This is a genomic window from Endozoicomonas sp. SESOKO3 (assembly GCF_024606255.1).
Genome location: NZ_JAHHPR010000161.1, coordinates 1 through 1,954 on the forward strand (window position 1 = coordinate 1; position 1,954 = coordinate 1,954).

2 protein-coding genes are annotated in these 1,954 nt (G+C 45.9%); both read right to left on the reverse strand.

Translation table 11 applies throughout. The annotated features are described in order from the left end of the window. On the reverse strand, positions 1–1,485 hold a 1,485-nt coding region (locus tag KDK18_RS02700; RefSeq protein ID WP_257253015.1), incomplete at its 3' end, for a hypothetical protein. Positions 1,486–1,736: 251 nt separating this feature from the next. Then, on the reverse strand, positions 1,737–1,954 hold a 218-nt coding region (locus tag KDK18_RS02705), incomplete at its 5' end, for an RING finger domain-containing protein (protein ID WP_257253016.1).

A 1,954-nucleotide genomic window follows, 5' to 3' on the forward strand; every position in this document is an offset into this window, starting at 1 on the left:
CTGATTTGCAAGGGCTCGTCGCTTTGGCCTTGCTCCCTGCTGTAAGTATCTATCCGTGGGGAAGTCAGGGGAACAGCAGCCAGAGCCAGAGGCACTGTGGGAGCCATTAACTTGCCGGATGGAATCGGTGAATCTGATTGCATTGCTGGCAGTCGTAGCGTTGGCGGTATTATCACTGTGACTGATTACAGGCGCTATTAAAGGTACTTTTAGTGAAGAGTGGAAAGTATGTGTCCGCCTTATCAGCTCATTTGAGAGGTGTGCTGATTCATGGCGGGATGGGTGCTGTTCAAGCTCTATAAAGGCATCGCGAAAAGAGATGGGGAGCGTTAATGTTTGCGCATGAATCACAATATCACGGCTTATGACTGAATCTGATATTTTCCCTAACAGTTCACGAATAGGTTCAAGTGGGTTTGAATAGAGCAGGAATAATTGAAGGAAGTACTCGATAAAGCAATATTTTTCAAATTGTCCTATAAGTGTTTGTTGGTCAGATTGATTAATCCTGCGGATTATATCCTGAACAATCTTATACAAAATCCTCAGGTTGTTGACGCCAGTCTCGGGCAGTGCCCGGGCAGGTGGAATGATCGGTTGGAGTGAAAACAGAATATCAGGGTCATTCAAAGTCCGTGTTTTATCGCTTGTGGCTTCTATCAGCTGTTTGATAAACCGATTGCGCAATGAATTTTTTTTGACAGAACGTTGCAGTTCCAGTATTGCCTCAAGAGGAGTGACAGGGTTACCCCTGGCGTTTGTACCTGTTGTTTCCAGAACCTGCAAACGCTGAGGCATGTCTAGCACATCCAGTATTTCCCTCAGCATAAAAACGGCATTGGGATCGCCGCATTCAATGAGAGCTATAAGCTGGTTGGCAAGTTCCTGAAGGTCTTGAGTCGTAGCATTTTGTTCATTCTCCTCTCCATTGTCGTCTTTTCTGTTATTTCCACTGCCATCATTAGATTGTCCCGGTGATCTGCTCTCCTGACCTCCAGGTTCATCTCTTTGCTCTTTTTGATGATCGTTATTTTCGTCTTTTGATTCTTCATCGGGTACCTTGCCAGAGGGTTTTCCACCATCATTACCTGCTTTTATGCCAACAGTAAGATGGGTCTTCAAGGCAATGCGCTCGAGAGGTAGCCACCCACCTCCGCCACTGCAGGAGGGTGGAGAGGGAAACGAATAGAAGAAGCCCCCGTTGCTGCCTCCGGGCAAATCGGCGCTACCAGCCAGATTGTCTCCTGCCAGTGTCACTGTGTTATTCAGGGTTTGCCCGGTTTTCAGATCACTGTCTTTTATATTGTCGGAATAGAGTTGCCACTGACTCACAACCTGAGGCACTATACCACCGTTGATTTCAAGCCGAACCTTTTGCCCACCCGGATTATGCCAGTCAACGATGGTTGAAGAATTGCATAATGGCGCAATCGCAATAGCATGCAGGGAAAGAACAAATACTACTAATAAGCGGTAAAAATGCATTCAAGTCTCGTTACACAACTTGTGTCAATAATGCCAACCCGCTCTGATTTCCCTGATAGAAAACCTCAGAACAATTTGTGTTGACTTTCTGCCGTGGAAAAATAAAGGAGCATTACTTTTCATCGTTATTGTTCGTAGACATAGAGAGTAGCCAAGTATTTCTGAATGGCTATATGGATTTCTTACCCTGTGCTGCCACGCTGCAAACCTGAAGCGGTCACCAGCAGCGACTATTAAATTCGGTCAGATGGTTAATTATTGTTTTCATCTGACGGAAGGGGTAGAGGTTGTCTGCACATGGGGCAGGTTCTTATCCCGTTTTCAATCATTGCAATGGCACAATCCCTATGAACTTTGTGAGAACAGGGCAGTATCAGGCAGCCGTGGAAGACATCTTCAAGGCAGATGCAGCAAGGATCGTGGCCTGAGTTTTCCCGGCATTTGTGATTGTCTTTTAACCTTATATCCA